This is a genomic window from Nocardia cyriacigeorgica NBRC 100375, assembly GCF_000308555.1.
Taxonomy (GTDB): domain Bacteria; phylum Actinomycetota; class Actinomycetes; order Mycobacteriales; family Mycobacteriaceae; genus Nocardia; species Nocardia cyriacigeorgica.
Genome location: NZ_BAFY01000163.1, coordinates 14,296 through 36,598, shown reverse-complemented (window position 1 = coordinate 36,598; position 22,303 = coordinate 14,296). Strand labels below are relative to the sequence as shown.

The 22,303-nt window shown below is 68.3% G+C and carries 20 protein-coding genes, 4 tRNA genes and 1 pseudogene; 18 read left to right on the top strand and 7 right to left on the bottom strand.

The window, feature by feature from the left end; translation table 11 throughout:
• Both RJ05_RS31940 and RJ05_RS15510 read left to right on the top strand, forming a co-directional pair.
• Positions 1 to 267, top strand: a pseudogene (locus RJ05_RS31940) (LysR family transcriptional regulator); the annotation flags it as partial.
• Positions 268 to 468: 201 nt separating this feature from the next.
• Positions 469 to 1,329, top strand: coding sequence for a competence protein CoiA family protein (locus tag RJ05_RS15510; protein ID WP_249040435.1), 861 nt, complete (start codon positions 469 to 471; stop codon positions 1,327 to 1,329).
• On the opposite strand, the gene RJ05_RS15505 is transcribed toward RJ05_RS15510, so the two are convergent.
• The 4 genes from RJ05_RS15505 to RJ05_RS15490 all read right to left on the bottom strand — a co-directional run bounded on the left by RJ05_RS15505 (position 1,301) and on the right by RJ05_RS15490 (position 3,009).
• Complete coding sequence (locus RJ05_RS15505; RefSeq protein WP_249040436.1) at positions 1,301 to 2,545, bottom strand: sigma factor-like helix-turn-helix DNA-binding protein; 1,245 nt, start codon at positions 2,543 to 2,545, stop codon at positions 1,301 to 1,303. The genes RJ05_RS15510 and RJ05_RS15505 overlap by 29 nt on opposite strands.
• Positions 2,546 to 2,743: 198 nt before the next feature.
• Positions 2,744 to 2,818: transfer RNA gene (locus RJ05_RS15500), tRNA-Val, on the bottom strand.
• A 1-nt stretch (position 2,819) separates the two neighbouring features.
• Positions 2,820 to 2,890 (bottom strand) — tRNA-Cys (locus tag RJ05_RS15495).
• A 46-nt stretch (positions 2,891 to 2,936) separates the two neighbouring features.
• Positions 2,937 to 3,009: transfer RNA gene (locus RJ05_RS15490), tRNA-Gly, on the bottom strand.
• 394 nt (positions 3,010 to 3,403) lie between these two features.
• Here RJ05_RS15490 and RJ05_RS15485 point away from each other — a divergent pair.
• From RJ05_RS15485 to RJ05_RS15415, 15 genes are all read left to right on the top strand, one after another.
• Positions 3,404 to 3,475, top strand: a tRNA-Val gene (locus RJ05_RS15485).
• Positions 3,476 to 4,631: 1,156 nt separating this feature from the next.
• On the top strand, positions 4,632 to 6,899 hold the full coding sequence (locus RJ05_RS15480) for a SulP family inorganic anion transporter (RefSeq protein WP_036537931.1): 2,268 nt from the start codon (positions 4,632 to 4,634) through the stop codon (positions 6,897 to 6,899).
• Between the two features lie 201 nt (positions 6,900 to 7,100).
• A complete protein-coding gene (locus RJ05_RS15475) occupies positions 7,101 to 7,532 on the top strand; it encodes a TIGR02611 family protein (RefSeq protein ID WP_036537930.1) in 432 nt (143 codons plus the stop codon).
• Positions 7,529 to 8,377 (top strand): (2Fe-2S)-binding protein, encoded by an 849-nt coding sequence (locus RJ05_RS15470; RefSeq protein WP_051016600.1) that lies wholly within the window; start codon positions 7,529 to 7,531, stop codon positions 8,375 to 8,377. The genes RJ05_RS15475 and RJ05_RS15470 overlap by 4 nt, the downstream gene beginning before the upstream one ends.
• Positions 8,378 to 8,638: 261 nt before the next feature.
• The gene (gene thrS, locus RJ05_RS15465) at positions 8,639 to 10,708 is read left to right on the top strand and encodes a threonine--tRNA ligase (RefSeq protein WP_036537944.1); all 2,070 of its coding nucleotides are present in this window, start codon (positions 8,639 to 8,641) and stop codon (positions 10,706 to 10,708) included.
• Entirely contained in the window at positions 10,705 to 11,286 is a 582-nt protein-coding gene (locus tag RJ05_RS15460; RefSeq protein ID WP_036537928.1) for an ATP adenylyltransferase, read from the top strand. Before thrS ends, RJ05_RS15460 begins: the two co-directional genes overlap by 4 nt.
• 4 nt (positions 11,287 to 11,290) lie before the next feature.
• Positions 11,291 to 11,983: a phosphatidylinositol phosphate synthase gene (gene pgsA / locus RJ05_RS15455; protein ID WP_036537927.1), complete on the top strand. Its 693-nt coding sequence runs from the start codon at positions 11,291 to 11,293 to the stop codon at positions 11,981 to 11,983.
• Complete coding sequence (locus tag RJ05_RS15450; protein WP_036537926.1) at positions 11,980 to 13,014, top strand: phosphatidylinositol mannoside acyltransferase; 1,035 nt, start codon at positions 11,980 to 11,982, stop codon at positions 13,012 to 13,014. The genes pgsA and RJ05_RS15450 overlap by 4 nt, the downstream gene beginning before the upstream one ends.
• Positions 13,011 to 14,135, top strand: coding sequence for a glycosyltransferase family 4 protein (locus RJ05_RS15445; RefSeq protein ID WP_036537925.1), 1,125 nt, complete (start codon positions 13,011 to 13,013; stop codon positions 14,133 to 14,135). Before RJ05_RS15450 ends, RJ05_RS15445 begins: the two co-directional genes overlap by 4 nt.
• On the top strand, positions 14,135 to 15,178 hold the full coding sequence (locus RJ05_RS15440) for an NUDIX hydrolase (protein WP_036537942.1): 1,044 nt from the start codon (positions 14,135 to 14,137) through the stop codon (positions 15,176 to 15,178). Before RJ05_RS15445 ends, RJ05_RS15440 begins: the two co-directional genes overlap by 1 nt.
• A 408-nt stretch (positions 15,179 to 15,586) precedes the next feature.
• A complete protein-coding gene (pdxS, locus tag RJ05_RS15435; protein WP_036537923.1) occupies positions 15,587 to 16,525 on the top strand; it encodes a pyridoxal 5'-phosphate synthase lyase subunit PdxS in 939 nt (312 codons plus the stop codon).
• 259 nt (positions 16,526 to 16,784) lie between these two features.
• Positions 16,785 to 17,246, top strand: coding sequence for an MTB12 C-terminal domain-containing protein (locus RJ05_RS15430; protein WP_051016599.1), 462 nt, complete (start codon positions 16,785 to 16,787; stop codon positions 17,244 to 17,246).
• A gap of 220 nt (positions 17,247 to 17,466) precedes the next feature.
• The gene (locus RJ05_RS15425; protein ID WP_036537921.1) at positions 17,467 to 18,288 is read left to right on the top strand and encodes an acyl-CoA thioesterase; all 822 of its coding nucleotides are present in this window, start codon (positions 17,467 to 17,469) and stop codon (positions 18,286 to 18,288) included.
• 54 nt (positions 18,289 to 18,342) lie between these two features.
• A complete protein-coding gene (pdxT, locus tag RJ05_RS15420) occupies positions 18,343 to 18,996 on the top strand; it encodes a pyridoxal 5'-phosphate synthase glutaminase subunit PdxT (RefSeq protein ID WP_051016598.1) in 654 nt (217 codons plus the stop codon).
• Positions 18,997 to 19,173: 177 nt separating this feature from the next.
• On the top strand, positions 19,174 to 19,926 hold the full coding sequence (locus RJ05_RS15415; protein WP_036537919.1) for a YebC/PmpR family DNA-binding transcriptional regulator: 753 nt from the start codon (positions 19,174 to 19,176) through the stop codon (positions 19,924 to 19,926).
• A 98-nt stretch (positions 19,927 to 20,024) separates the two neighbouring features.
• Here RJ05_RS15415 and RJ05_RS15410 read toward each other — a convergent pair whose 3' ends face one another.
• Positions 20,025 to 20,567: a MarR family winged helix-turn-helix transcriptional regulator gene (locus RJ05_RS15410; RefSeq protein ID WP_036537917.1), complete on the bottom strand. Its 543-nt coding sequence runs from the start codon at positions 20,565 to 20,567 to the stop codon at positions 20,025 to 20,027.
• An 83-nt stretch (positions 20,568 to 20,650) separates the two neighbouring features.
• On the opposite strand from RJ05_RS15410, the gene RJ05_RS15405 reads away from it, so the two are divergent.
• A complete protein-coding gene (locus RJ05_RS15405) occupies positions 20,651 to 21,286 on the top strand; it encodes an NAD(P)-dependent oxidoreductase (protein WP_036537939.1) in 636 nt (211 codons plus the stop codon).
• 33 nt (positions 21,287 to 21,319) lie between these two features.
• Here the strand turns inward: RJ05_RS15405 and RJ05_RS15400 are convergent, their stop codons facing one another.
• Together RJ05_RS15400 and RJ05_RS15395 are read right to left on the bottom strand one after the other, a co-directional pair.
• Complete coding sequence (locus RJ05_RS15400) at positions 21,320 to 21,823, bottom strand: SRPBCC family protein (RefSeq protein ID WP_036537916.1); 504 nt, start codon at positions 21,821 to 21,823, stop codon at positions 21,320 to 21,322.
• Positions 21,820 to 22,197 (bottom strand): metalloregulator ArsR/SmtB family transcription factor, encoded by a 378-nt coding sequence (locus RJ05_RS15395; RefSeq protein WP_036537915.1) that lies wholly within the window; start codon positions 22,195 to 22,197, stop codon positions 21,820 to 21,822. The genes RJ05_RS15400 and RJ05_RS15395 overlap by 4 nt, the downstream gene beginning before the upstream one ends.
• Positions 22,198 to 22,303: the final 106 nt, after the last annotated feature.

Below are 22,303 nucleotides of genomic sequence, written 5' to 3'. Positions count from 1 at the left end.
GGGCTCGTCTGCCCCGCCCCGGCGCGCCTCGGTGCCGGCCTGTTCGGCCCATTGGGACTGTGCCCCTTCGACATTCCGCTGCCGCTGCCGGGCATTTCCGTCGGCATGGCATGGCATCCGCGCAACACCGCCGACGGCGGTCATCTATGGTTGCGCGGGCTGATCCGCGCGATTCTCACTCGCGGACCCGCCACCGAGGCCGATCCGGACGCGGCCGACATCACACCGCGGCGGCAGCGCAGTCGCGGGCGAGTCGCATCTGGATAACGCCTCACGGTGAAAGGGTGGCGAGGACCGGTCGGTTGCCGCACCCTGGAAAGTGCCGGTCTGTGCCGGGCAGGTCGCTATGGGATGGGTTAGGTGGGTGGTCGCGTGCAGACGAAGCAGCGGACAGACAACGCGTGCGGGCGCCGGGCAATCCTTGCCGAGCTGGGGATATCGGACGGACCAGGGAAAACGCGGCAGGCGGTGGAGTCGCCCGCCGGCTACGGATGCGGGTGCGCGCGGTGTGTCGCCGCGCAGTGGGATGTCCAGCGACTGAAGTTCTGGCTGGCCGCGCGGATGCTCGCGTTCGGCGCCGACGAGGCCGTGGTGGACCGCCGCATCGGCTCGGTGACCGTAGATGTCTACTGGCGTAAAGGTGACAGCCGCTACGCCATCGAGGTACGCACCGGACCGCTGACTCAGGAACTGGCACAGGCACATACGGACCGGTTGCGCGCCATCGGTTTCACCGGCGTGCTGTGGCTGTGCGCCCCCGGTTTCTGGGTGGCGCAGCTGCCCGCACTCGGTATCGAGGATCTCGAACCCAACGCCTGCGACTATCGCACCGTTTCGGGTGTGCTGGAGCTCGGTCCCGACGGTGTGGTGGTGCCACGGCAGGAGCCCTACGAATTACGAGAGTTCCTGCGTCAGTGGGTCGATGGTGAGGTCGCGTGGGGCTACCGCGACGAGTTGAGGAAGGGATGGGCATCGGTGACCGATTGGGAGCAGCACACCAAGACCCAGGCGATGTTGATCGCCCGTCAGCGCCAGGAGCTGGTGAACCAGCGCACCGCGCTGGCGATGTCACGGAAATCGGTGCGGGACAAGACCAAACAGATCGCCAAGCTCACTCACCGGATGGAGCGGTCCGAGCACAACGTGCAAAAACACGCCGACGCGGTGGCCGAGGCCAACCGCAAGCTCATCGACCAGCAGCGCTCCGAACGAGCGTTGCGTGCGGCGATCGGCCGATTGCATCAGACCATCAATCAATGGCAGTTGATCACCATCTTCGCGATGATGCTGCTGGTGACGTTCATGACGGCGACACTGGTGATGCGCTGATCCGGTGCGTGCCGCGATCCCAGGACCAGTCGTGCCGCAGCACTGCCGCCGCCAGATCCAACGGCGTGAGGCCGGTGTCGGCGCGTAGCTGCCCGAGCGCGGCCCAGCTCGCCCCACCCTGCTCGACCAGCTCGGTCAGGCGGGTTTCCAGCGCGGCGTCGACACGGCGCTCGGCCACCTCCAGTACGCCGACGGCCGAGCCGGTCCACACCAGCCAGCCCCAGCCGTTGTCGTGCGCGTAGCTGCGGGCAGCAGCGGCCCGGGCGCGGTAGTCGCGGTAGGCGACCCGGCCGAGCGGTTGCACATCGATCAGTGCGACGCGGCCGTCGGCGAGCCGGGCGGCGGCGGTGGGGAAGTGCACCCCTTCCTCGCCGTCCACCCGGTAGAGCACCGCGTCGGGGTTCTCCTGGAAGGTGCTGATCTGCTCGTCGGCATTGAGCACACCGAGCAACCGGGCATCGAGGCCGGAATCGCAGCCGACGTCGCGGCCCACTTTGTCCAGGTAGAAGCGGCCGCGTCCGTCGTCGTCGCCGTCGAGGGTGCGCGCGGAGTCGGTGGGCAGGGGAGCGGGGGAGGTGGCGTCGGGCGGCCAGTCGATGTGGTCGAGCCAGGCGTGATCGTGGCCGACGGGGAAGGGTGCACCGTCGTGCAGCCTGGCCAGTCGGTGGTTGGTCTTCTTCCGCCACGCGGCCAGGCGCTGCGCGACGAATCCGGAGACCCGTTTGGCGTCGGCGGCGTCGTGGCCGGCCAGCCGCAGTTTCAGGTAGGAGAGCTCGTTGGCGACGAGATCGGTAGCGGTGACGTAGGTTTCGGTCAGCAGCGCCCGCACCAGCTGCTGGTCCTTGGCGGTGGTGGGGTAGCGCTGCGCGAACTCGTCCGCGGGGAGCTCGCCGGTGAGCTTGGCCTGGCGGATGAGTTCGCCGACCGCTTTGGTGTGTAGTTGCCGGATCCGGTCTCGGGAGAAGTCGAATCGTGCCCCGATTCGGGTGAGCGTTTCCGGTCCCTGGTCGCCGATCCCGAGGCGCAGCCGCAGGATTTCGGCGCCGCGTGGGCGGTCGATGGCGTAGTCGTCGATCAGGCGCGCCAGGTGTTCGTCGATGTCGTCGAGTGCGAAGGTCAGGTGTTCGGCGAGATCGTCCACCATGTCGTCGGCGGTGGCCTCGGCACTCGGTTGCCCGGCGCTGCGCTGCTGGTCCCGAACCCCATCTGTCGCCACTCACATGACCTTCTGCCGTGGACCGGTTTCCCGGTCGGTTCGCCGTTGTCGGCGTCAGCCTAGCGGGGGGCACCGACGGGTCCGGCCGACCGGATCCGCGGGGCCGGCTCTCGGTTCGCCGGGAGGTCGGGCAGGCTGGCCCTGGAACAAGAAGCCATGGAAAGCACGAAAGCCCCGGCCGGAGCCGGGGCTTTCGTGTGGTGCGCGATACTGGGATTGAACCAGTGACCTCTTCCGTGTCAGGGAAGCGCTCTCCCGCTGAGCTAATCGCGCGAGGTGGAGACGGGAATCGAACCCGTGTGCACGGCTTTGCAGGCCGTTGCCTCACCACTCGGCCACTCCACCGCGCAAAGGGGGACGGCGAATAATTACTGCCTGGCCCTACCTCTCGAGCGGATGACGGGATTCGAACCCGCGACCCTCACCTTGGCAAGGTGATGCGCTACCAGCTGCGCTACATCCGCATTCTGCATCCCGGTGGCGTGTTGTTCGCCTCCGTGGTGCGAGACAGAACATTAGCCGACGTTCGGCGCAACCTACAAATCCGCTGGTAGATAGGCCCGAAATCGAATTACACCGGGGTAGTTCGGGCGGGTAGATGACGGGAACTGTTCATCGGTCGGTCGTGTGGGCTTTCGGTCGAGGGTGGCCGCGTCACATGGGGACAGCGGCGCCGCTCGACCGGCACGAGCGGCCGGAAACCACCTCCCGTGCGGACGGTCGAGCCGCGCTGATGAACGCCCGGGCGTACTGCGGGAGGGGCGATTTGGTGGTCGGCGGGGGCGCCGTGTTAAGGTTCCTACTCGTTCGGACGGTGCCCCGCAGCACGGTCCGAGTGACCGCTCGCCGGTCGACGATGGTCTCATAGCTCAGCGGGAGAGCGTCCGCCTCACACGCGGAAGGTCGCTGGTTCGATCCCAGCTGGGACCACCGAAAGAAGAGGCCCTGACCAGGACAAACCCGGTCAGGGCCTCTCGCATGTTTCGGGAGGGTGGCCAAAACGGTGGCCAAGCCCCATATTCTCGCGTGGCGCTCGGCGACACCTGGAACGCCCCGATGATGGCGCAGATGGCACCGATGATCCGCACCTGATCGCCTCGGTCGAGACGATCATCATCGCACTCACCTAAAATTCTCGTCCTTCCCGTCGCGGGCCTATCCGAACTCGTTCGCCATCGATACGACGCGCCGGCCCCCGAGCGCATACACGGGTAACCGCCCCTGGTCGCGGGCGGCCCGGGCAACGATTCGAGCTGCGTCGACATCCTGTTGGCGGGCCTACCGGTACCCATCCGCCCGCGGTCGACGGCTTCCCATCGCTGACGAACCAGGTCTGTGGTGTGTGTCACATTTTGATAGCGGTTGTCATCTTCGGGTCCCAAGGCCTTTTCGGGAGCTTTGGTAAGTCTTTACTATCGATCTGTTCCGCGTTGCCCGGGCGTCTCGGTAGTCACGACGTGTCCGCGCCGCCGCTTCGCCCGCGCTCGATCTCGATGCCAGTGCATGTTCCACCGATGAACCGGATCGGCCGAGGCCGGACCGGCGAAGGAGAAATATGTCGACCGACACCGATCCCGCATCACGGACCTCGTCGTCTGCCGGCCGCACCGTCCGGCCACTTCACCCGGCCTGTCGCGATGTTCTCGAGCAGGCGAATTCGCGCGCAGCGCAGGATCTTCGGATGGCGGCACGAGCGGCAAGCCTGCGGCGCGTGCGTGCCGTCCGGAGGCTGCTGAACTCCATGGGGTGACGGTGCCGCGGCCGGTCCGGTCGCCTCCGGTGCTCGAGTAGTGGTGCGCCAGGGATATCGCTTCTCTCCATCGAGTTCGCAGAGGCCCGCACCACGGTGGCGCGGGCGTTGTGAGACAGCACACGCTCCGGGCGGATTGTGGTGAAACGTACGGAATGTCCGCTTCTCAGGCTTTGCTAAGTCTTTACTAATATCATTGTTGTGGTTTAAATCTCGGCCCGCCGCCGTGCCGGGAGAGCCTCTTCACCGCGAGATGCCGGTTCGCGGTCCTTGCCCGACTGGACATGTTGATCGTCAACCGACCTCGGCGCTGCGCCGAGTCGGCGAAGGAGAACAATGGCTACCAAGATCGATCCGAACCCGCCGCTGTCACCGCCAGGCGACTCCGAGTCCGGATCCACCCTGTCCGACCGTCTGTCTTCGATCCTGCGCTACGATCTGCCCGCTTCGATCGTGGTTTTCCTTGTCGCGCTGCCGCTTTCGCTCGGCATCGCCTACGCCTCCGGTGCGCCCGTCGCCTCCGGTCTGATCGCCGCCGTGATCGGCGGTATCGTCGCCGGTTCGCTCGGCGGCTCCGTACTCCAGGTGAGCGGTCCGGCTGCCGGCCTCACCGTCATCGTCGCCGAATCGATCAACCAATTCGGCTGGCGCATCACCGGATTCATCGTCATCGCGGCCGGTGCGTTACAGATCCTGTTCGGCCTGAGCCGCATCGCCCGCGCCGCACTGGCCGTCGCGCCGGTGGTGGTGCACGCGATGCTCGCCGGCATCGGTGTCACCATCGCGCTGCAGCAGGTGCACGTGCTGCTCGGCGGTGATTCGGCGAGCTCGGCCTGGGCCAATATCTCCACGCTGCCCGCGCAGCTGGGCTCGCTGCACGTCGGCGGCACCTTCATCGGGCTGGTCGTCATCGCGGTCATGCTCGGCTGGAAGTATGTGCCAGAACGCATTCGAGTGGTGCCGGGACCGCTGGTAGCCATCCTGCTCGCCACCGTGCTCTCGCTGGTGCTGCCGCTGGACGTGGCGCGAATCACGCTGGAGGGTTCGCTGTTCGACGCGATCGGGCTGCCGGAGATCCCCAGCGGAAACTGGACCGCCGTCGCGGTCATGATCCTCACCTTCGCACTGATCGCCAGCGTGGAAAGCCTGCTCTCGGCCGTCGCCATCGACAAGATGCACACCGGCCCGCGCGCCAACTTCGATCGGGAACTGATCGGCCAGGGCTCGGCCAATATGCTGTCCGGCCTGCTCGGCGGTCTGCCGGTCACCGGCGTCATCGTGCGCAGCTCGACCAACGTGATGGCGGGTGCGCGCAGCAAGGCGTCGGCGGTCATGCACGGCGTGTGGGTGTTGCTGTTCTCGGTCGCGCTGGCCGGACTGGTGCAGCAGATCCCGCTGGCTGCGCTGGCCGGTCTGCTGATCGTGATCGGCGTGCAGCTGGTCAAGATCGCGCACATCAAGATGGCGCATCGCACCGGCGATCTGGTGGTCTACCTGGTCACCATCGCCACGGTGGTCTTCCTGAACCTGCTCGAGGGCGTGCTGATCGGTCTGGCACTGGCGTTCGCGCTGCTGCTGTGGCGGGTGGTGCGCGTGGTCATCGACGCCAAACCGCTTTCTGGCAGCGACCGCTGGCTGGTGACCATCGACGGTTCGTGCACCTTCCTCGCACTGCCGAAACTGTCCTCGACGCTGGCCAAGGTGCCCGCCGGGGTGGGTGTCACCGTCGAGATGACCGTCGACTTCCTCGACCACGCCGCCTACGAGGCCATCGTCGACTGGGCTCGCCAGCACGAGGCCAACGGCGGCACAGTCGATTTCGTGGAGATCGGCTCGGCGCGGATGGAAGCCGCCACCAGCGCACCGCCGGCCCGCAGCTTCGGCCGGGTCGTGCTCGATGACGTGCTCGGGCCGTGGCGAGTGGGCGAGCGTGACGAGAAGAAGGGCAGCGACGACGTCCACGACCCGATCGTCAGCGGTATCGCGGCCTACCACCGCGGCCATGCGCACCTGGTGCGTCCGCACCTGGACGAACTGCGCGACCGGCAGGATCCGGATTCGTTCTTCCTGACCTGCTCGGACTCGCGGATCGTGCCCAACATCATCACCAACAGCGGCCCGGGCGATCTCTTCACCGTGCGCAATGTCGGCAATCTGGTGCCCGAATCCGGCGACGCCTCGGTGGAATCGGCGCTGGTGTTCGCGCTGCAGAACCTGAGCGTGCGATCGGTGGTGGTGTGCGGCCACTCCTCGTGCGGAGCGATGACGGCACTGCACAACGGGCAGCCGTGCGGACCCGAGATCGACGCCTGGCTCGAACACGCCCAGCCCAGCCTGGAACGCTTCCGCGCCGGCCATCCGGTGCGCCGGGCCGCCGCGGCCGCGGGCTTCGGCGAGGTGGACCAGCTCAGCATGGTCAATATCGCGGTGCAGCTCGAGCATTTGCAGCAGCATCCGGCGGTGAGCCGGGCGGTCGCCGAACGTGGGGTGACGGTGTCGGGACTGTTCTTCGATATCGCCAGCGCGCGGGTGATCGAGGTGAGCGTCGACGGGATCGCCCACATCGATGAGTCCGGTCGTCGCGTCGCCGCCGCGCTCGTCTGAGTCGTCGGCAGGTAGCGGCGTGCACCCGGCCATCCCGAGCGGATGGCCGGGTGCACGCACGGATGGGGTGGATCGACACACGCACGCACACGGCGCGGCGCTGCCGACCCGGGCCGGTGTTTCCGGTGTAGACCTGCGCAGTTGCCGAGGCACCGGGCAACGGCGCGGTGACCATTCCGCGTGGCGCTTTAGGCTGGAAATGTGAGCATCGAGCTGGACCCGGAACAGTCCACCAAGCCCGGCCCCTGGCGCGCCTTCCGGAACAGGGTGAGCGCCCGCCCTACCCTGAACCTCGCCTACCGGATCGGGGTGGCGCTGGTCGGGACCATTGTGCTCGTCATCGGCATCGTCGCGATCCCCTATCCCGGTCCCGGCTGGGCGATGGTTTTCGCCGGTCTCGGCATCCTGGCCACCGAATTCTCCTGGGCGCGCCGCGCGCTCGGCTGGCTGCGGGACCGATACCGGCAGGTCATGGCCTGGTACGGCGCCCGAGGGCCGGTGTTCAAGACACTGGCCGCACTGGCCACCGCCGCGCTGGTCGTGGCGACGCTGTGGATTCTCGGAACATTCGGATTGATCGGCGGCTGGATCGGAGTCGAGTGGCAATGGTTGCGCAGTCCCCTGATGTCGTGAACACGGTCCCGGGCCGGATGCTCACCGACCCGGACTGGTTGACCGCACGCATCGCGGAGATGGGGCGCTCCTGGGGGACGGGGGCAGCGCGCGTCGGTGGCACGCTCTGGTGGTGCATGGTGGCCTCGGCGCTGGTCGAGCCCGTGGCACGGGCCTATGCCGCCGGGGAGCGTGCACCACTGGCTCAGTTGGATCGCATCGGCTGCGATGTGCGGCCGGATGGTGGCGTCGACCGCATCATCTTCATCGGATCGTCCGACCTGGTCGAGGAGGCTGCCGGTCCGGCCGTCGAGCCCACCGAAGACCTTCCTCGGTCCGGCAACGCCTCGATCGGCGATCACGCCGAGGACGATCACCCCGGCCGGTCCGGTGGTGCGACGACCCGCGAGCGTGCCGGTTCGAGCGAGGACCTCGGGCCGAGCGGCGGTTCGAGACCAGGCGGTGAGGGATTCCACGACGCCGAGGCGGCGGGGGACCAGGACCGATCCGCACCGGCACGGTCTGCGGCGGGCACCGCACTGCACGACACGCTCGCGGCGGTGATCGCCCAGATCGCGGCGGTCTCCGGGGCGCGGGCGCCCGCGCTGTGGGCGGTGGTCGCCGACGCCATCGGCAACCGTGCGATCGACGCGGGCGTGCCCGAGGCCGGGACCCGGCTCGCCGGCGAGATCGGCGGCAAGCTGCCCGCCCCGCGATACGTCGAGATCGGCGACCGCACCTTCGTCCGGCGCATCTCCTGCTGCCTGGTCTACGAGGTCCCGGGATGTGAGATGTGCACCTCGTGCCCGAAGCGCCCGAGCGCCGAACGTGAGCAATTGCTGACCCGGATGGCAGCGCAGGACTGAGCGAGGACGCGACGACGGATGCGCCGGCGACGCGAGGGGTGCGGCGTCGAATCGCTCGAGGGGGCCGGAACCGGCACCGCGGGCCGATAGCGGGGAATCGACCGTCGGCACGCTGCCGATGGTCCGTCGCCACATGAGCACCGCCGTCCCGATAGCATGGTCGCGGCCGGGTCCCACCGGCCACGACCGACGGATCGAGCCGTCACCGAACCGGAGCGCGCCGGATCGAACCCGGCCGCGAACGCCAAGGAGAGCACAGCCGTGACCACCACAGCCCCCCTCAGCCCAGCCGCCCTCGTCCGGGTGCCGGCCGGGACTACGGCGGGTGCCGCGGTGCGTGAGGCGGGCCTGCCGACCAAGGGACCGGAGACCATCGTCGTGGTCCGCGACGCCGCCGGTGATCTCAAGGACCTGTCCTGGACCCCGGACGTCGATGTCGAGGTGACCGCGGTCGCCGCCAACACCGAGGCCGGGCGCAGCGTCATCCGGCATTCGGCCGCGCACGTGCTGGCCCAGGCGGTGCAGCAGGAGTTCCCCGAGGCCAAGCTCGGCATCGGCCCGCCGATCAAGGACGGCTTCTACTACGACTTCCGGGTCGACAAGCCGTTCACCCCGGAGGATCTGGCCAAGCTGGAATCCAGGATGAAGAAGATCATCAAAGGCGCGCAGCGGTTTTCGCGCCGGGTGATCGAGGTCGAGGACGCCAGGGTGGAGCTGGCGAACGAGCCGTTCAAGCTGGAGCTGATCAGCGACAAGTCCGGTATCGACGATCCCGAGGTGATGGAGGTCGGCGGTAAAGAGCTGACCATCTACGACAACCTCGACCCGCGCTCGGGCGAACGGGTGTGGGGCGATCTGTGCCGCGGCCCGCACATTCCCACCACCAAGTTCATTCCCGCCTTCAAGCTCACCCGCAGCTCCGCCGCCTACTGGCGCGGCGATCAGAACCGCGAGGACCTGCAGCGCATCTACGGCACCGCGTGGGAGTCGCCCGAGGCGCTCGACGAGTACATGCACCTGCTGGCCGAGGCCGAACGCCGCGACCACCGCAAGCTCGGCCTCGAACTGGACCTGTTCAGCTTCCCCGACGAACTGGGCTCCGGCCTGCCGGTGTTCCACCCCAAGGGCGGCATCATCCGCAAGGAGCTCGAGGAGTACTCGCGGCGACGGCATGTGGCGGCGGGCTACGAATTCGTCAACACCCCGCACATCACCAAGGGCCATCTGTTCGAGGTGTCCGGCCACCTGGACTGGTACCGCGACGGCATGTTCCCGGCGATGCACCTGGACGCGGAGTACAACGAGGACGGCACCGTCCGCAAGCCCGGCCAGGACTACTACGTCAAACCGATGAACTGCCCGATGCACAACCTGATCTTCCGCTCGCGCGGGCGGTCGTATCGGGAGTTGCCGCTGCGGCTGTTCGAATTCGGCTCGGTGTACCGGTACGAGAAGTCCGGTGTGGTGCACGGCCTGACCCGGGTGCGCGGCATGACCCAGGACGACGCGCACATCTACTGCACCAAAGAGCAGATGCACGCGGAGCTGACCAACACCCTGCACTTCGTGCTGGATCTGCTCAAGGACTACGGCCTCGACGACTTCTACCTGGAGTTGTCGACCAAGGACCCGGAGAAGTTCGTCGGCTCCGACGAGATCTGGGAGGAGGCCACCGAGACCCTGTCGAAGGTGGCCGCGGCCTCCGGCCTGGAGCTGGTACCCGATCCGGGCGGCGCCGCGTTCTACGGGCCGAAGATCTCGGTGCAGGCCAAGGACGCGCTCGGACGCACCTGGCAGATGTCGACCATCCAGCTCGACTTCAACCTGCCCGAACGGTTCAACCTCGAATACACCGCCTCCGACGGCACCAAGCAGCGTCCGGTGATGATCCATCGCGCCCTGTTCGGCTCCATCGAACGGTTCTTCGGCGTGCTCACCGAGCATTACGCGGGCGCGTTCCCGGCGTGGCTGTCACCGGTGCAGGTGGTCGGCATCCCCGTCGCCGAGACCTTCGCACCGCACCTGGACCGGGTGATCGAGCTGCTGCACGAGGCCGGGGTGCGCGCGCAGGTGGACCGCAGCGACGACCGGATGCAGAAGAAGATCTTCAACAACACCGCGCAGAAGGTGCCGTTCATGCTGCTGGCCGGCGAGCGCGATGTGAACGCCGACGCCGTCAGCTTCCGGTTCCGGGACGGCACCCAGGTCAACGGCGTGCCGGTGGCCGACGCGGTGGAGACCATCGTCGACTGGATCGCCCGGCGCGACAACAGCTCGCCGACCGCGGAAGGCTTCGAGATCCGTCCCGCCGGCGGCGGTGAGCGTCGATGAGCGACAGCGGCGCCGCGGCGTTGCGCGGCACCGACAACGGAGGCGACATCGTCGATCACGGTGCGGGCGAACCGGACCGGTTGCAGCGGCTGTGGACGCCCTACCGGATGTCGTATATCGCCGAGGCGGCCACCGCCACACCCAAGGACGCGACGGGGCATCCGTTCACCGATATCCCGAAGATGACCGATGAGGACGGCCTCGTCGTCGCTCGCGGTGAGCTGGTGTACGCGGTGCTCAACCTGTACCCGTACAACCCCGGCCACATGATGGTGGTGCCGTACCGCCGTGTCGCCAACCTCGAAGACCTCACCGAGGCCGAGAGCGCCGAGCTGATGAAGTTCACCCAGCAGGCGATCCGGGTGATCAAGAAGGTTTCGCGGCCGCACGGGTTCAACGTCGGGCTCAACCTCGGCGGAGTGGCGGGCGGATCACTGGCCGATCACCTGCACCAGCACATCGTGCCGCGCTGGGGTGGCGACGCGAACTTCATCACGGTGGTCGGCGGGGTGAAGGTGATGCCCCAGTTGCTCAGGGAGACCAGGGCGCTGCTCGCCGCGGCCTGGGACGAGGAGTAGATCGGTGCTCAGCATCTTCGGTCGCGCGACGTTCGCCAAAGCGACGGCGCCGCTCGGCAGGGCACTGGTGCGCACCGGCCTCACCCCCGACGCGATGACCCTGATCGGCACGGCCGCCTCGATCATCGCGGCGATGACGCTGTTCCCGTCCGGTCACCTGTTCTGGGGCACCATGGTGATCTGGCTGTTCGTCATGTTCGACATGCTCGACGGCGCCATGGCCAGGGCCCGCGGCGGCGGCACCAAATACGGCGCGGTGCTCGACGCCACCTGCGACCGGGTCGCCGACGGCGCGATCTTCGGCGGTCTGGCCTGGTGGGCGGTCTATCACGAACACAGCAAGCCGTTGTTGTTCGCTACCCTGGTCGTGCTGGTGACCTCGCAGGTGATCTCCTACGCGAAGGCCAGGGCCGAAGCCAGCGGACTGTCCGCCGACGGTGGGCTCATCGAACGCCCGGATCGGCTGGTCATCGTGCTGGTGGGCGCCGGATTCACCGGCATCGGCGGATATTGGGGGATCGAATGGCTGACCTGGGCGGTGCACGTCGCGATGTGGATCCTCGCGGTGCTCAGCATCGTGACGGTGCTGCAGCGGGTGCTGGCGGTGCGCAATTCGGCAGGGGCACGCGACATCATCCCGATGACGCCGCCGCAGGCGCAGACCGAGGGTTCCGCGGACCCGGAGCGGCGGTCGTGACCGCGACCGAGACCCGTCCTGCGCCCGCACAGCCCGAAGACGGCTTCTCCGCTCGTCTCAAAGGGGCGTTCAGCGACCGCGCGTATGCCGCGGGCTGGCGCATGGTGCGCGCGCTGCCGGAACCGACCGCGCGCAAGCTGTTCGACTGGGGTGCCGACCGCGCGGTGCGCGGCGGCGGGCCACACCAGTTGCGCCGCAACCTCGCCCGGGTACTCGCCCTCGCCCCCGAAGCGGTGCCCGACGAGCTGATCCGCGCGAGCATGCGCTCCTACGCCCGCTACTGGCGGGAGGCGTTCCGGCTGCCGACGATGGACCACGCGGCGCTCGCGGCCTCGGGCCGGATGCCGGTGCAGGGCATCCCGTATCTGGACGCCGCGCTGGCCGAGGGGCGTGGCGTGATCTTCGTGCTGCCGCATTCGGGCAACTACGACATGGCCGGGATGTGGCTGGTGCAGAGTTACGGCACCTTCACCACTGTCGCCGAGCGGCTGAAACCGGAATCGTTGTTCGAACGGTTCGTCGCCTACCGGGAGAGCCTCGGCTTCGAGGTCTTCCCGCTCACCGGCGGTGAGCAACCGCCGTTTCCGCAGTTGGCGGCGCGGCTGCGGGAGAACAAGATCGTCTGCCTGATGGGTGAGCGCGATCTGACCGGCAAGGGTGTGCCGGTCGACTTCTTCGGTGAGCGCACCTGGATGCCCGCCGGTGCCGCGAAACTGGCCATCGAGACCGGTGCGGCGTTGATGCCGGTACACGCCTGGTTCACCGTCGACGATGCGGGCGTCGAGGGCTGGGGCCTGAAAACCGGTGCACCGCTGGATGTTTCCGGTGGGGTCGCAGCCGCGACGCAAGCGCTCGCCGACGTCTTCGCGGCGAATATCTCCGCGCATCCGGCCGACTGGCACATGCTGCAGCCGCTGTGGGAAAACGATCTGTCCGAGCAGAGACGGGCCAGAATAGCGGCCGTGCAGGCCGGCCTGGACGATCCCGGCGCACGCGGCGGCCTTACCGGTGGGGGAGTTGCGCAGCGATGAAGATCGGCATGGTCTGCCCCTATTCGTTCGACGTCCCGGGCGGTGTGCAGGCGCATGTGGTCGAGCTGGCGCGGGTGATGATCGAACGCGGGCACAAGGTGAGTGTGCTTGCGCCCGCATCGGATTCGACGCCGCTGCCGGAGTTCGTCGTCTCGGCCGGCCGCGCGGTGGCCATCCCGTACAACGGGTCGGTCGCCCGATTGTCGTTCGGACCGACGGCCTACACCCGCATCCGCCGCTGGATCGACGGCAACGATTTCGACGTGCTGCACATCCACGAACCGAACGCGCCCAGCCTGTCGATGCTCGCGCTCAAGATCGCCGAAGGCCCGATCGTGGCGACCTTCCACACCTCGACCACGAAATCGTTGGTGCTCAGCACTTTTCAGGGTGTGCTCCGCCCGTATCACGAGAAGATCAGCGGCCGGATCGCGGTCTCGGAACTGGCCCGACGCTGGCAGGTCGAGGCATTGGGATCGGACGCGGTGGAGATCCCCAACGGCGTCGATGTCGCGTCCTTCGCCCGCGCCCCGATGCTGCCGGGCTATCCGCGCACGGGCGGCACCGTGCTGTTCCTCGGCCGCTACGACGAACCGCGCAAGGGTATGGAGGTCCTGCTCGGCGCACTACCCGAACTGGTGCGCAGGCATCCGGAGGTCGAGATCCTGATCGTCGGGCGCGGCGACGAGGAACGGCTACGCAGAGAAGCGGGCCCGCATGCCGGGCATCTGCGGTTCCTCGGGCAGGTCTCCGATGCGGAGAAGGCCTCGGCCATGCGCAGCGCCGACGTCTACGTGGCGCCCAATCTGGGTGGCGAGAGCTTCGGCATCATCCTGATCGAGGCCATGGCCGCGGGCACCGCGGTCGTCGCCAGCGAACTCGACGCCTTCCGCCGGGTGCTGCGCGACGGTACCGCAGGGCTGCTGGTGCCGGTGGGTGATGCGGCGGCGTTGGCTACCGCGCTCGACACCGTGCTCACCGACGAGGCCCGGCGCACCGAGCTGGTGCGGGCGGCCACCCAGGTGGTCGGCGAATACGACTGGCCGGTGGTGGCCGAACAGATTCTGCGGGTGTACGAGACGGTCACCGTCGGCGACATCCGGGTGAGGGCAGCCGGATGATCACCTTCTCCGCGACAACCGTTCTCGTCCTCGCCCTGATCGCCGCGGTGGTCGTGGCCATCGGCCTGTGGGCCTATTCCACGGCCAACCGGCTCGACCGGCTGCATGTGCGCTCGGACCAGTCCTGGCAGGCGCTCGACGGTGCGCTGGCCCGGCGGGCGGTGGTGGCCCGATCGGTGGCGATGGCGATCGCGGGCCCGGTGTCGGATCCGGCGCTCGCCGAGCAGGCCAAACAGCTGTCCACGCTGGCCGACCGCGCCGAACGGGCCGGGCGCGCCGACCGCGAAACGGTGGAGAATCAGCTCTCGGCGGCGCTGTCGGCGGTCGATATCGGGCAGCTGCGCCCGCAGCTGGTGGCCGAGCTGGCCGACGCCGAGGCCAGGGTGCTGATCGCGCGCCGATTCCACAACGACGCCGTCCGCGACACCCTCGCACTGCGCACCCGGCGCCCGGTCCGGCTGCTGCATCTCGGCGGTACCGCGCCGCTGCCGACCTACTTCGAGATCACCGAACGCGCCACCCCGGCGGCGGCGACCGGGCTCGAGGTCGACACCATCCGCACCTCGGCCCGTGCGGTGCTGATCGACGAGCAGGACCGGGTGCTGCTCATGCGCGGCAACGACCCAAAGGTGCCCGAGGTCTCGTTCTGGTTCACCGTCGGCGGCGGGGTGGAGCCGGGGGAGAGCCTGCGTGCGGCTGCGGTCCGCGAGATCCACGAGGAAACCGGCTACACGGCCGATCCGGCGGCGCTGCGCGGACCGATCTGGCGGCGGGTGGCGGTGTTCCCGTTCAACGGTGAACTCATCCGCTCCGAAGAGCTGTTCTTCGCCCTGCGGGTGCGGCAGTTCGATCCACGCCCGGCCAACCTCACCTACGTCGAGCGACGCTCGATCACCGGGCACCGCTGGTGCACCGCCGCCGACATCACCACCTTCGACGCCGCCGGCGAGACCGTGTACCCCTATCACCTCGACGAGCTCATCGCCGAAGCCGCAGCCGCCGCCGACGCCGACACCGACCCTGAGGTCCGTTCCATTCGCTGACCAGGTGATCGTGCGTTCGGTGTGACCGGATTCACGACCGTGCTACCGTCGATGCGGTTTGACCGGCCGAGCGAGGGTCGACTCGGTGGGTGGAGGTGAATGAGTACGTGTCGTACATCCTGTTCGATTTCCTGATGCCGATCATCGGCGCCGCCGCCGCGGAGTACTGGGCGACGTTGCTGGTGATCAACCCGATCTGATCGAATCCGGCGTTTCGCCGGGTCCGTCGAACCTCGCATCGGGCCCGGCGAATGCGTACTCCACCGGCCCCGGGACCGGTCCAGTCCGGTGCCGCCGTGGCGAACGTGCTGGTCGTGGCAAGGCCAGTCGTGCTCAACTGGCTATCAAGGGCACTTCGGGGCACGCCTAGAATCGTGTCGTTCTACCGCTGACGATCCATAGGCGCACATGACACAGGAGTTTGCCGTGACCACGCCCGAGACCACCCAGACCACCGAGGCGACCCGTGAGGCGGGTACCGCCCGCGTGAAGCGCGGCATGGCCGAAATGCTCAAGGGCGGGGTGATCATGGACGTCGTCACCCCGGAGCAGGCCAAGATCGCCGAGGACGCCGGTGCGGTCGCCGTCATGGCGCTCGAGCGGGTGCCCGCCGATATCCGCGCCCAGGGCGGCGTGTCCCGGATGAGCGATCCGGACATGATCGACGGCATCATCAACGCGGTCTCGATCCCGGTGATGGCCAAGGCCCGTATCGGCCACTTCGTGGAGGCGCAGATCCTGCAGAGCCTCGGCGTCGACTACATCGACGAGTCCGAGGTGCTGACCCCGGCCGACTACACCAACCACATCGACAAGTGGAACTTCACCGTTCCGTTCGTCTGTGGCGCCACCAACCTCGGTGAGGCCCTACGCCGGATCACCGAGGGCGCGGCCATGATCCGCTCCAAGGGTGAGGCGGGCACCGGCGACGTCTCCAACGCCACCACCCACATGCGCCAGATCCGCCAGGAGATCCGCAAGCTGTCGTCGCTGCCCGCCGACGAGCTCTACGTCGCCGCCAAGGAGCTGCAGGCGCCCTACGAGCTGGTCCGCGAGGTCGCCGAAACCGGCAAGCTGCCGGTCGTGCTGTTCACCGCCGGTGGTATCGCCACTCCGGCCGACGCCGCGATGATGATGCAGCTCGGCGCCGAGGGCGTGTTCGTCGGTTCGGGCATCTTCAAGTCCGGCAATCCGGCCCAGCGCGCCGCCGCCATCGTCAAGGCCACCACCTTCTACGACGATGCCGATGTGCTGGCCAAGGTGTCGCGTGGTCTGGGTGAGGCCATGGTCGGCATCAACGTCGAAGAGATCGCGCAGCCGCATCGGCTGGCCGAGCGCGGTTGGTGAATCGGCGCCCGCGATAGGGCATAGGGACCTACCGGAGCGGGTGTCATGTCAGGTGATGGGACACCCGCTCCGCCGTGTCCGCCCATGTTGCGCGCACAGATATCCGCGCACGCGCAAAGTCGCCCGCGTTCGACCCCGCCCGATCCGCGGGCGGCTGCGCCCGACAGCGAACGCAACGTTGAATCCCGCGCTCTTGTGCTACTTTCCGAGTCTCGGCGAACTCGTCGCGCCGATTCCATGACGCAGGAGGTAGGCCCGGATGACCTTTCACAGGGCAGGCCTTCTCGTATTCGCAAGCCTGGCACTGACATTCGGCACGGTCGGTCCGGCCGCCGCCGACAGTGACCCGCCGCCGAGCGCCGCGGCACTCGACGACCAGCTGAGCACCGGACTCGACCCGGTGGCGCGGATATGGGCGTGGACGCACCCCGTCCGCAACCAGCACAAGCTCGCGTTCGTCGAAGGCGCGCAGGCCGATCCGGACCTGCCCTTCCGGCTGGCGCGGACGGTGCACGAGACCGGGGCGAAGCTGCGCGTCATCGGCGTGAACCCGCAGCGCTTCGGTGACGCCTTCTACGCGAATGCCAATGTCACGCTCAACGGGCAGACCAGCCCCGTCGAGATACCGTTCGTGAGCGAGGACGGAAGCTGGAAGGTTCAGCTGATCTGGGCCTGCACGATGCTGTCGATGCTCGGCGAGCAGTCACCCGCCTGCGCGTGAGGTCGGCGACCACGCCGAGCGGCGCTGTGTTGCGGGGGCGTGACCCGATGTGACCGCCGTCATCCCGGTTCCCGAGCGCTGCCCCCTGCCGGTCCCCGGCCCGCCTGCGTGCGAACATAGAAGTCCCGTCGGGACCGGCCGGTCCATAGTTGCCGTCCGATAACCCGCGCGGTTGTGCAGTACTCGGACGACCGGCCAGTGGCACGGAGAGGCGGAGAAGTTGGCGACCATCGAAGAAGCGCTGGAGATCGAGCGGCTCGAGCGGGACATCTTCCGTGGTGCCTCGCCCAAGACCCAGCTGCAGCGAACCTTCGGCGGTCAGGTCGCCGGCCAGGCGCTGGTCTCGGCGGTGCGCACGGTGGATCCGCGGTTCCAGGTGCATTCGCTGCACGGCTATTTCCTGCGTCCGGGCAACCCCGACCAGCCAACGGTCTACCTGGTCGAACGTATCCGCGACGGACGCTCCTTCTGCACCCGCCGGGTGACCGGCGTGCAGGACGGCGCCGCCATCTTCACCATGTCGGCCTCCTTCCACGTCGGCGACGACGGTCCGGCCCACCAGGACGAGATGCCGGTGGTGCAGCCGCCCGAGGAGCTGCCCGACGCCAAGACCACCATGAGCCCCGAACGGCTGTGGGCCATGCGGGAATGGGAGCACTGGGACATCCGCCCGGTGCCGCAGGAATCGGTCACTCAGCGTCCCGGCGTGGTGTCCCCGCAGCAGGTGTGGTTCCGCTACCGGCACCCGCTGCCCGACGACCCGCTGTTCCACGTGTGCACCCTGGCCTACATGAGCGATATGACTCTGCTGGGTTCGTCGAAGGTCACCCATCCCGACGAACCGACCCAGGACGCCTCGCTCGACCACGCCATGTGGTTCCTGCGCCCGTTCCGCGCCGACGACTGGTTGCTCTACGACCAGTCCTCCCCGTCGGCCGGTTTCGGCCGCGCGCTCACCGGCGGCAAGATCTTCAACCGCGCCGGCGAACTGGTCGCCTCCGTGGTCCAGGAAGGGCTGATCCGCACTCGGCGCGAGACGTAGCGGCACGCGGACCGTGAGCAGGCCCACACCGCGGCGCCTCGTAAGCTGTGCGGAGTGAACCTTTCAGCGGTCGCCGCACCTGCGGCGCAGACCTCCGCGAACGAGAGCGCACAGCCGGCCATCGGTGTGCTCGCCCTGCAGGGCGACGTACGCGAACACGTGACCGCGCTGGAGCGCTGCGGCGCCCGCCCGACGCTGGTGCGCCGGGTCGAGGAACTGGCCGCTGTGGACGGGCTGGTGCTGCCTGGCGGCGAGTCCACCGCGATCAGCAAACTGCTCGAGGTGTTCGACCTGCTGGAACCGCTGCGCGCCCGGCTGCGCGACGGGCTGCCGGCCTTCGGGTCCTGCGCGGGCATGATCCTGCTCGCCGACGAAGTGCTCGACACCCGGCCCGATGCCAAGCACCTGTCCGGCATCGATATGACGGTGCGGCGCAATGCCTTCGGACGCCAAGTCGATTCCTTCGAAACCGATCTGGACTTCGCCGGACTCGACGACGGCCCCGTGCGCGCGGTGTTCATCCGGGCGCCGTGGGTCGAGCGGGTCGGTGACGACGTCGACGTGCTGGCCCGGGTGCCCAGCGGGCCGGCCGCGGGCAAGATCGTGGCGGTGCGCCAGCGCAATGTGCTGGCGACCTCGTTCCACCCGGAGGTCACCGGGGATCTGCGGGTGCATCGCATGTTCGTCGACCTGGTCCGCAACGCCTGACCTGGCCGGTCCGCTGGCCGGAGGTGGTACATCACGCGGCTGAATCGGCGCCCGCGTGATCCGGGCCCGTCCCGACCGGCCCGGTAGGCGCGCCGAGTAGGCTGGGGAAGTTGTCCGCCCGGCCATGCCGGTACCGTAGACGACCACACGTGCCATCGACCTGAAGGAAGTAGGGGAATGAGCGGCCACTCCAAATGGGCCACCACCAAGCACAAGAAGGCGGCGATCGACGCGAAGCGCGGCAAGCTCTTCGCCAAGTTGATCAAGAACATCGAGGTGGCGGCCCGGACGGGTGGCAGTGACCCGGATGGCAACCCGACCCTGTACGACGCCATCCAGAAGGCGAAGAAGTCGTCGGTTCCCAACGACAACATCGAGCGCGCCCGCAAGCGCGGCGGCGGCGAGGAAGCCGGCGGCGCCGACTGGCAGACCATCATGTACGAGGGCTACGGCCCCAACGGTGTCGCGGTGCTGATCGAATGCCTCACCGACAACCGCAACCGCGCCGCCGGTGAGGTGCGCGTCGCGATGACCCGCAACGGCGGCAATATGGCCGACCCGGGTTCGGTGGCGTACCTGTTCCACCGCAAGGGCGTCGTCACCCTGGAAAAGAACGGCCTCACCGAGGACGACGTGCTGATGGCGGTGCTGGACGCCGGCGCCGAAGAGGTCAACGACCTGGGTGAATCCTTCGAGATCATCAGCGAGCCCGGCGACCTGATCGCGGTGCGCTCGGCCCTGCAGGCCGCCGGCATCGACTACGACTCCGCCGAGTCCGGCTTCCAGCCCTCGGTCAGTGTCGCGGTCGACGCCGACGGGGCCCGCAAGGTCTTCAAACTGGTCGATGCCCTCGAAGACAGCGACGACGTGCAGAACGTCTACACCAACGTCGACGTCTCGGACGAGGTGCTCGCCGAGCTGGAGGACTAGCCGGGTCCGTCGCCGACCGGCGACCGGCGTTTCGACAAGCCCCCGCAACGATGTCGTTGCGGGGGCTTGTCGATGTTCAAGCGTCTACGCGCAGGGCTTCATTCGGCCTTCGCGCGCCTGTCGGTCGGCGCGGCCGCTGCGGTGACCATCTGTTCCTCCTGCGCCCATGCGGCCAGCCCGGCCAGAAACGCCGGCCGATCGGCAGGTTCCAATCGTGCGATGGCGCGCAGCAGCGCGGCCGAGCGCACCGCGAGGAACTGTTCGAAGATCGGCCTGACCGCCGCCGCGATCGACACCAGGGTGCGTCGCCGGTTGCGCGGGTCTTCCTCGCGCAGTACCAGATCCGCCCGCGCGAGATCGCCGACGAGCTGGCTGGCCGTCGACAGTGAGACGCCGAGCCGCCGGGCCAGATCGGTGACGCTCGCCGGTTCGCCCGCCATCAGCTGCGTCAGGATCGCGCCGTGTCGTGGCCCGAGCCCATGGGTCTGGAATGTCGCGCGCAGGGCCTGCGGCATGTCGCCCTGCGCGCGCCGGAAGGACGCCGAGATCAGCGGGACATGGCTGAGCGCGTCGAGTTCCTGGGCGGAGAGTCTGCGGCCCGGCGCGGCCGGATCGTCGGCGAAGGGCGGGGCATCGGGCATGGCATCACTCTAGCAATGTTTGGATATTCAAACTATTCTGACATCCGAAGTTATTCGAGGTGATGATCAGGCAGGAGACGCTCATGCGAATCACGGTTCTCGGTGCGACCGGCGGGGTGGGGCGCCACCTCGTCGGGCAGGCGGTGGCCGATGGCCACGAGGTGACAGCGGTCGTGCGCAATCCCGATCGCTTGCCGCACGAGCGGGATGATCGCCTGCGCGTCGTCCGGGGCAACGCGCTGTCCGCGGAATCGCTCACCGACGCGGTCGCGGGCGCGGACGCGGTGCTGTCGGGCATCGGTGCCAACGGCCGTCGTGATCCGCTGCGCCCGGCCTCGACCTCGGCTACCGCGGTGGCCGACGCCATGCGCGCGGCCGGGGTGCGCCGCCTTGTCGTGGTGTCGGCGGGCACGCTGAATCGTTCCGGCGCCGGACAGCCGCTCGGGGTTCGAGCGGTCTCGGTGCCGCTGCGCGCGTTGCTGAAGGATCTGTACGCCGATCTCGAGCGGATGGAGGCGATCCTGGCCGACAGCGGCCTGGATTGGACGTCGGTGCGTCCGTCCAGGCTCACCGATGCGCCGGGTACCGGCCGGATCCGGCGGATCGTCGACGGTGGCCCGGCCGGGCTGAGCATCCCGCGCGCCGATGTCGCCCGCGCGATGCTCGACGTCGTCCCCGACGCCTCGACCGTCGGACGTGTCGTCGGCGTCAGCAGCTGAATCGGCGTCCGCAGCGCAACCGCCCGGCGCTGCTCAGCTGATCTGCTCTTCGTAATACGACTTCATCGCCGGGTAGTAGTCGTCGAAATCGGGGTGGGCGGTATTCGCCCGGGCCGCACCGAGCATGTCCAGGTAGAACTCCCAGCCCGGCCCGACCTGCGGGGCCTGCGCGACTTCGTCGTCGCTGCGCAGGTGGTGGGTGAAACGCAGCTCGGTGGTGCCGTCGGTCTCGGTGAGTTCGACGTCGAGGAACCAGGATCCGGCCTCGTCCTCGGCAGAGACGCCGAGGCGGTGCGGTGGTTCGCAGGTCTCGATGCGCATATCCATCCAGGGCTGCTCGTCTTCGAACGCCATCTGGACCTTGATCGTCTTGCCGGGCCCCGCTTCGCCCTGCCATGGGCCGAACCAGCGTGCGGTGCGGTCGGATTCGGTGATGCTGGCCCACACGTCCTCGATGGGCGCACGGTAGCTGCGGGTCAACACCAGGTCGCGCCCGGTCGGCGCGGGAAAGAGTCGTCCGGTGGGTCGGGGGGTCATGCGGTGTTCTCCTGTGTCGTCGTGTGGTCCGTTGCGGTCGTATCGTCCGCGGTCCGGCGTTCCCGCCTGGTCCGGTAGACCTCGGTATCGAGCGCGTCGAGGTGGCGTTCCCAACTGGCGGCCTCGGCGAATCCGGTCAGCCAGCGGGCGAGGGCCTCGAAGGGCGCGGGGTCGAGCCGGTAGTAGCGCTGCCTGCCCACGAGTTCGTCGTGGACCAGGCCGCTGTCGCGCAGGACGCGCAGATGTCTGCTGATCGCCGGCCTGCTGATGGGGAAGTGCCCGGCGATCTCACCGGCGGTGAGCCTGGTGCCGCGCAGCAGCTCCAGGATCTCCCGGCGGACCGGATCGGCGATCGCGCTGGCCACCTCGTCCATGGCAAAAGTGTAACCAGTTGGTTACGCGTTTGTCCATCGACAGGACCGGCGGAACAGCTGGGTAGTGAGCGGCGCGACCGTTCAGCGCCGCTCGAACGGATGCCCC

Excerpts from the sequence above, each read along its gene's own strand:
- RJ05_RS15460 (WP_036537928.1), top strand. The coding sequence starts at position 10,705 with ATGAGCGACAGCGGCGCCGCGGCGTTGCGCGGCACCGACAACGGAGGC.
- RJ05_RS15430 (WP_051016599.1), top strand. The coding sequence starts at position 16,785 with ATGACCTTTCACAGGGCAGGCCTTCTCGTATTCGCAAGCCTGGCACTG.
- RJ05_RS15480 (WP_036537931.1), top strand. The coding sequence starts at position 4,632 with ATGGCTACCAAGATCGATCCGAACCCGCCGCTGTCACCGCCAGGCGAC.
- RJ05_RS15395 (WP_036537915.1), bottom strand. The coding sequence starts at position 22,197 with ATGGACGAGGTGGCCAGCGCGATCGCCGATCCGGTCCGCCGGGAGATC.
- pdxS (WP_036537923.1), top strand. The coding sequence starts at position 15,587 with ATGACACAGGAGTTTGCCGTGACCACGCCCGAGACCACCCAGACCACC.
- RJ05_RS15415 (WP_036537919.1), top strand. The coding sequence starts at position 19,174 with ATGAGCGGCCACTCCAAATGGGCCACCACCAAGCACAAGAAGGCGGCG.
- RJ05_RS15445 (WP_036537925.1), top strand. The coding sequence starts at position 13,011 with ATGAAGATCGGCATGGTCTGCCCCTATTCGTTCGACGTCCCGGGCGGT.
- RJ05_RS15400 (WP_036537916.1), bottom strand. The coding sequence starts at position 21,823 with ATGACCCCCCGACCCACCGGACGACTCTTTCCCGCGCCGACCGGGCGC.
- RJ05_RS15410 (WP_036537917.1), bottom strand. The coding sequence starts at position 20,567 with ATGCCCGATGCCCCGCCCTTCGCCGACGATCCGGCCGCGCCGGGCCGC.
- RJ05_RS15405 (WP_036537939.1), top strand. The coding sequence starts at position 20,651 with ATGCGAATCACGGTTCTCGGTGCGACCGGCGGGGTGGGGCGCCACCTC.